The sequence below is a fragment of the Albidovulum sp. genome (assembly GCF_049646345.1).
Lineage (GTDB): Bacteria > Pseudomonadota > Alphaproteobacteria > Rhodobacterales > Rhodobacteraceae > Albidovulum.
Genome location: NZ_JBARVQ010000036.1, coordinates 1 through 6346, shown reverse-complemented (window position 1 = coordinate 6346; position 6346 = coordinate 1). Strand labels below are relative to the sequence as shown.

Genomic DNA, 6346 nt, shown 5'->3' with positions numbered 1-6346 from the left:
TGCGACATCGTCGCCGCCACTTCGGCATCCGGCACGGCATCGGCGGCATAGGTGAAGGTGCCCGCCTCCAGCACCTCCCGACCCGCCCGGATCAGCGCGCCAAGGGCAGCGCGAGCGAAGGAGCCGCCGGTGCTGATCCTGCGGGCACCCGCATCCGCCAGAACGGCGACAGAATGGTTCGGCCCCGAAAGCCCCATCACGACATTGACCGGCCTGCCGACAGCACCGCAGACGGTGCGGATCGCCTCCAGATCCGGCAGACCCGGGGCGTAGAGCACATCCGCCCCCGCCTCGGCGAAAGCCTGAAGACGTGCGATTGTGTCGTTCAGGTCGGGGCGCCCATAGAGGTAATTCTCGGCCCGTGCGGTCAATAGAAACGACCGTCCCCGCGCCGCCGATGCCGCTGCCCTGATCCGGTCAACGGCCAGCCCGAAAGGATGGATCGGCGCGTCGGGATCGCCGGTCGCATCCTCGATCGCACCGCCGACGAGGCCCAGTCCCGCCGCCATGACCACCGTCTCGGCCACCACCTCGGGCGCAGATCCGAACCCGTCCTCAAGGTCGGCGCTGACCGGCAGATCGGTGGCCGCGGCGATGGCAGCGGCATTGGCCAGAACCTCATCGCACGAGAGGGCCACAAAGGAATCCCGTTTGCCGACGGAAAAGGCGTAGCCTGCACTTGTCGTCGCAATCGCCTCATAACCAAGTGCCGTCAGGATCATCGCCGATCCGGCATCCCAGGCATTGGGCATCACGAAGGCCCCGCCCCGATCGTGCAAGGCGCGAAACCGGTCATATTTGGTTTGAACGGTCTGCATCATTCCCTCCCGCATGGCTTGACGGGAACATAATAAGAACATCTCGCCATAAACACAATCTCCGGACCGGGTGACGCGAGGTTCCCCAAGACGGCCTTAGTTTCGCCGCTTACAGACAGGATACAATGTCGTAACCTACTGAAAAGACCAAGAGACGGGCAGATGTCGACGAAATGGACCATGATCACCGGGGCCTCTGAAGGGCTGGGCGTGGAATTCGCGCGTCTTGCAGCAGCCGAAGGACGTGACCTGATCCTTGTCGCCCGACAGGTCCAGAAGCTGGAGCGGCTGGCCGACGAATTGCGCGCCCGCCACAATGTGGCAATCGAAGTGCTGCCCACCGATCTATCCGACCCCAAGGCGGTCGAGGCGCTGTGGCGCCGGGCCGAGATGCGGCGGCATATCGATGTTCTGGTGAACAATGCGGGGCTCGGCTACAACGGCCCCTTCACCGGCAGTGAATTCAACCGCGAAATGTCATCGATCATGGTAAATGTCACAGGCCTTACCATCCTGATGAAACGTGCGGTCGCCCACATGACCCGGCAGGGCGGCGGACATATCCTGAATGTCGGGTCCACCGCCGGTTTCATGCCCGGGCCGAACATGGCCGTCTATCACGCGACCAAGGCCTATGTGCTGTCGCTGACCGAGGCGGTGGCCGAGGAACTGCGCGACAGCCCGGTGACGGTGACGGTGCTCTGCCCCGGTGCGACAGCGACCAACTTTATCAAGGATGCGCAGATGGAGGACATCGCGCTTCTCAAGGCGCTGCCGGTCGCATCGGCCAAACGAGTGGCCAAGGCCGGCTGGACCGCGATGAAAAAGGGCAAGCGGATTCGCGTGACCGGCCTTCTGAACAAGTTTTTTGCGGTCTCGCCGCGGTTCGCGCCCCGCGCCCTGACGACCCGGATCACCGCATTGTTCATGAAATAGAACCGAGCAGGCGACGTTAGCGCCACCATATTTGCAAGGGCCGCGCGAAGCGCCTAGAAGCCGTGGATGGGATTTATCCATAGTGTTTTGGGCTTCTGGCGGAGGTGAATATGTCGCGGCAAAAACAGGCGGAACAGATGCGGTCGGGCAAGGGCTTCATCGCGGCGCTGGACCAGAGCGGCGGCTCGACGCCGAAGGCGCTGAAGCTTTACGGGATCAGCGAGGATGCCTATTCAGGCGACGCCGAGATGTACGGCCTGATCCACCAGATGCGCGCCCGTATCGCCACCTCGCCCGCCTTCACCGGCGACCGTGTGGTCGGGGCGATCCTGTTCGAAAAGACCATGGATGCCGAGATCGGCGGCAAACCCTCAGCCACCTATCTGTGGCAAGAGCGCGGTGTGGTGCCGTTCCTGAAGATCGACAAGGGGCTGGAAGAGGGCAAGGACGGCGTCAAGCTGATGAAACCTATTCCGGGGCTTGACGATCTGCTGTCCCGCGCGGTCAAGGCGGGCATCTTCGGCACCAAGGAACGCTCGGTCATCGATGCGGCCAACCCTGCGGGCATCGCCGCCATCGTGGCACAGCAATTCGATCTTGGCCGTCAGGTCCTGTCCCACGGTCTGGTGCCGATCATCGAACCCGAGGTGACGATTTCGATTGCCGACAAGGCCGAGGCCGAGGACATCCTGCTGGCCGAGCTGAACAGGCATCTCGATGCGCTGCCCGCCGACCAGCAGGTGATGCTGAAGCTGACGCTGCCGACCAAGGCCAACCTCTACAAGCCCCTGGTCGATCATCCGCGCGTGATGCGGGTTGTGGCCCTGTCGGGCGGCTATTCCCGTGATGAGGCCAATGCGCTTCTGGCCCGGAACACCGGCATGATCGCCAGTTTCAGCCGTGCGCTGACCGAAGGCCTGTCGGCCCAGCAATCGGATGCTGATTTCAATTCGGTGCTGGATACCACGATCCAGTCGATCCGCGACGCCTCGGTCGCCGGATAAATCAGACAAAAACCGCCGAAAACCTGTAGAAATTCGCGAAGGGGGATTCCCTTCGCGAATCACCTGTGCCATGATTCGCGGACCCGCCCGGCAGAGGTGGGAAAACGAGGCAGACTATGAACGCACCCCGCAAACGTCCGGCCCTTGCCATGGCGCTTTATCTGATAGGCGCGTGTTGTGTCGGATTCTATTTTACCTTTGCCGCTGTGCAGGGGGATTTCGGTGTCTTCCGGCGGGTGCAGGCGACGGCGGAAAAGGATGCGCTGATCGCCGAGCGGGACCGGCTGAAAGCGGATGTCGCGCGGATGGCCAATCTGACCCTGCGGCTGTCGGACGACTACCTTGACCTTGATCTTCTGGACGAGCGCGCCCGCGATGTCCTTGGCCGTGTGCGCGCTGACGAGATTGTCATTCACTAAAGCGTTTCGCGTTAAACCCGAATCATCTAACGCTGCCTGAAATCAAAGATTTCAACGCGTTAGGTGATGCGTCGTATTCAATTTAAACGCGAAACGCTGAAATCGTTTGGCCTGATCCGCCTTCGCGTTGCCGGGCTTTGTTTCAACGCATCGGCAATGCTGCCCTCGCTCTGTCATACCTCAAGCCGGGCGGATGTGGGCACCGCGTTTATGACAACTATTGCGGTTCGGGTTTGCATTGAATCAGCATTCGAACCATTTTTCGTTCGAATGCTGATGCTTGTTATCTCAACGACAACCCGAAACGCGTTGAGGGCTCTAACCGAGCCTGCCTGCCATGAATTGCAGGAAATCCCAGATCGTCCCCTCAAGATCGTCCGGTGCCAGCGGACCATGCGCGTAATAGCGCGTGTTTTGCGCCCTTTGCAGGGTTTCCAGCTTCTGGCGATCCTCGTCGTTGAAGGCCTTGCAGAGGTCGACATATTTCACCACTTCCGGGTCTTCGGGATCGGTCTTGAACCCGGCCACGCCCCAGCGGATCGCGACCTTGTCGGCAGCCGCGGGGCGCAGACACAGGTAAAGCGTGTAATTCGCCGCGACCGCGACCACGAAACTGGGGAAGATGTTGAAAAGCACGCTGTTGCGCTGTTCATCCTCGGTCATGTCTTCATGAAACGGGCCACGCGGCGGATAGTTCGGATCGTAATAGGACCGGTAGGCGGTCCAGCGGTCTTCACCCGGCACTTTCCGGCAAAGCTGGGTAGGGGTCATCGGCTGCAGCGTCGTCGGATGGGTCGCGAACAGATGATACCCTTCCATGAAGTTCTCGGTCAGGTTCTTCCAGTTGGTGTTCCAGACGGTTTCGTCGGAAAATAAGAGGTTGCGTTCCTCATTGTGGTAGTTGTGCAGGATCGCATCCAGCTTGGCGAGCTGCGGCGCCAGCGGCTTGGCCGTGCCGTCGAGATTGACGAAGATGAAGTTGCTCCAGACTTCGCATTTCATCTGCGGCAGGTTGCATTTCTTGCGGTCAAAAGCCTTGACGTCCTTCATCAGCGGCGCGGTCTTCAGGGTCCCGTCAAGGTCATAGGTCCAGGCGTGATAACCGCAGACGAAGCTGCGCTTGTTGCCCCTGCCTTCGGCCACGAGGTTGCCGCGATGGCGGCAGACATTGGACAGGACCTGCACCTCGCCCTTGTGGTCGCGGCCCACGATCAGCTGTTCGCCCACGAGTTCGGTGGTAAAGTAATCGCCGTTGTCCGGCACCTCGCCAACATGGCCAAGGCAGATCCATTCCGAACGGAACAGCTCCTCCTTCTCGATCTCATGAAAATCGGCCGAGGTGTAGAAGGCGGGCGGCATGGTCCGCGCCTGATCCCGGTCAAGCGACCGAAGCAGCGCCAGTTCGGCGCGGAGCGTATCGACGATGGGTGGATTGGCCGTCGGCATGGCGTCCCTCAAGTAGCGTATCTGTGATCACAGTTGCTATCACGGGCCTCAGCTTCGCGCCACAGAAAATTCTCGGGCTGATCCGCAAATCGCTTTGCGCCGGCAAGTATCCGTTGATGCCATCAATAGCGGCCCCTCCTGCGCCGGTCGCCTCTGACCGAAAGCACCGGTTGAGCACCTGCCCGCCCCGGCAAGCGGTATGAGGGTCGCACTGGCGGGGGCCCCGCAACTACAGACCAACACGAATGACGGGCATGAGAAAAACAAAGGCCCCGGGGCGTAAACCCCGGGGCCTGTCCCGAAAGGGGATGCAGATCGCTGATTATTCGGCGATCGTGCCGGCTTCCTGAGCGGCAGCCAGTTCGTCAGCGTCAACCGCACCGTCGGCATTCGCGTCGATAGCCGCGAAGGTTTCGGCGGTCATGTCGGCGTAAGCAGCGGTCAGCTCTTCGATCGAGAAGGTGCCGTTGCCGTCGGTGTCGGTGACGACGGTCTGGGCGTTGGCAGCGGCGGCGAAAGCGGCAACGGCGCCGAGGGCCAGAACGAACTTTTTCATCTTTGTATACTCCAACAGGGCATCTGCCCTAGAATCAGTGGCTTAGTCGCCACCTGACGCTATTTGGCGTGTGGCCCGGGAAGGCGCAAGAGGGATGAAATCGCCCTTCACGGCGCTGTGATCGCACAGGCGTAAAGGCGCCGATCCAACTATGCCTAAAACGCATCTATCCGCCGGTTTTCGGGTGGAACCGTTACCCTCAGCCCGCGAGGAATTCCCCAAGCATGGCCTGGAAGATCCCGGGCTTTTCCAGATGCGCGGCATGGGCGGCGCGGGGCAGGACCGCGAGGCCCGCATCGGGCAGCGCGCGCCACAGCGCCTCGGTCTGCGGCCAGCGGTAGGATTTGTCACCGTCCCCCCAGATCACCAGCGACGGCATGGTCAGCGTGGGGATTGCCGGGCGGCCATCCCAATGATCCATCGCATCAAGCGCGCCCATCGCCGCCGCCTCACTGGCTTGCGCACCAAGTGCTGCGACGAGGCCAAAGCCAGTCGCCTGTTCGCCATCGCGAAACCATGTGGCCCCGATGCGCCGCGTCGTCTCGGCCACACCATCGGCACGCAGTCGTTGGCGCGAGATGTCGAGGGTCTCGAACCGGTCCGGCATGACCCCCAGAGGCCCGGTGCCGTAAAGCACCAGCCTCGTGACCCGGTCGCCATGCCGGGCGGCCATCTCCTGTGCGATCATCCCGCCCATGGAATGTCCCATCAGCATGAATGTCGTGACGCCAAGCTCATCAAGCAACCCGATGATCGCCGCGACGAACCCCTCGATCCGGTCGACGGGATTGCAACCGGCCGAGGCCGCGAAGCCCGGCAGATCGGGGGCGATCACGTCGTAACCGGCGCTGAACCGGTCAATCTCGGCCTGCCACTGGGCGGAACCGCCCAGATAGCCGTGAACGAGGACAAGCGGCTGACCGGTTCCGGCGCGGCGGTAGCTGAGCCCGCTTGCGGCGGTCAGCGCATCTGATCTGGCAACCACAGTGCAGTCTCCGGTACGAGGATGAGAATGGCGATGAGAAGGACCATCGCAGCGATGAAGGGCAGGCAGCCCATGATGACGTCACCGATCGTGACCTTGCCCTGCCCGATCCCCTGAATGACATAGAGGTTGAGGCCAACAGGCGGGGTCAGCACCGCGATCTCCATCGTGATCGTATAGAC

At 61.8% G+C, this 6346-nt stretch carries 8 protein-coding genes; 3 read left to right on the top strand and 5 right to left on the bottom strand.

Features of this window, described 5'->3' with window-relative positions:
• A partial coding sequence (locus tag WBB85_RS00905; RefSeq protein WP_432636738.1) for an isocitrate lyase/PEP mutase family protein occupies positions 1–818 on the bottom strand: 818 nt, incomplete at its 3' end.
• 162 nt (positions 819–980) lie between these two features.
• On the opposite strand from WBB85_RS00905, the gene WBB85_RS00900 reads away from it, so the two are divergent.
• The 3 genes from WBB85_RS00900 to WBB85_RS00890 all read left to right on the top strand — a co-directional run bounded on the left by WBB85_RS00900 (position 981) and on the right by WBB85_RS00890 (position 3177).
• On the top strand, positions 981–1754 hold the full coding sequence (locus tag WBB85_RS00900; RefSeq protein WP_432636737.1) for an SDR family NAD(P)-dependent oxidoreductase: 774 nt from the start codon (positions 981–983) through the stop codon (positions 1752–1754).
• Positions 1755–1864: 110 nt separating this feature from the next.
• Positions 1865–2758, top strand: coding sequence for a fructose bisphosphate aldolase (locus tag WBB85_RS00895; protein WP_432636735.1), 894 nt, complete (start codon positions 1865–1867; stop codon positions 2756–2758).
• Positions 2759–2874: 116 nt separating this feature from the next.
• Positions 2875–3177: an FtsB family cell division protein gene (locus WBB85_RS00890; protein ID WP_432636733.1), complete on the top strand. Its 303-nt coding sequence runs from the start codon at positions 2875–2877 to the stop codon at positions 3175–3177.
• A gap of 318 nt (positions 3178–3495) precedes the next feature.
• On the opposite strand, the gene WBB85_RS00885 is transcribed toward WBB85_RS00890, so the two are convergent.
• The 4 genes from WBB85_RS00885 to WBB85_RS00870 all read right to left on the bottom strand — a co-directional run.
• The gene (locus WBB85_RS00885) at positions 3496–4623 is read right to left on the bottom strand and encodes an aromatic ring-hydroxylating oxygenase subunit alpha (RefSeq protein ID WP_432636732.1); all 1128 of its coding nucleotides are present in this window, start codon (positions 4621–4623) and stop codon (positions 3496–3498) included.
• Positions 4624–4945: 322 nt separating this feature from the next.
• Positions 4946–5179 carry an EF-hand domain-containing protein gene (locus WBB85_RS00880; protein WP_432636731.1) on the bottom strand — a complete coding sequence of 78 codons (234 nt, stop codon included), beginning with the start codon at positions 5177–5179 and terminating at the stop codon, positions 4946–4948.
• Positions 5180–5378: 199 nt separating this feature from the next.
• Positions 5379–6164 carry an alpha/beta fold hydrolase gene (locus WBB85_RS00875; RefSeq protein WP_432636730.1) on the bottom strand — a complete coding sequence of 262 codons (786 nt, stop codon included), beginning with the start codon at positions 6162–6164 and terminating at the stop codon, positions 5379–5381.
• Positions 6140–6346: TRAP transporter large permease subunit (locus WBB85_RS00870; RefSeq protein WP_432636729.1), on the bottom strand; the 207-nt coding region annotated here is incomplete at its 5' end. The genes WBB85_RS00870 and WBB85_RS00875, both read right to left, overlap by 25 nt.

Excerpts from the sequence above, each read along its gene's own strand:
- WBB85_RS00900 (WP_432636737.1), top strand. The coding sequence starts at position 981 with ATGTCGACGAAATGGACCATGATCACCGGGGCCTCTGAAGGGCTGGGC.
- WBB85_RS00890 (WP_432636733.1), top strand. The coding sequence starts at position 2,875 with ATGAACGCACCCCGCAAACGTCCGGCCCTTGCCATGGCGCTTTATCTG.
- WBB85_RS00880 (WP_432636731.1), bottom strand. The coding sequence starts at position 5,179 with ATGAAAAAGTTCGTTCTGGCCCTCGGCGCCGTTGCCGCTTTCGCCGCC.
- WBB85_RS00895 (WP_432636735.1), top strand. The coding sequence starts at position 1,865 with ATGTCGCGGCAAAAACAGGCGGAACAGATGCGGTCGGGCAAGGGCTTC.
- WBB85_RS00885 (WP_432636732.1), bottom strand. The coding sequence starts at position 4,623 with ATGCCGACGGCCAATCCACCCATCGTCGATACGCTCCGCGCCGAACTG.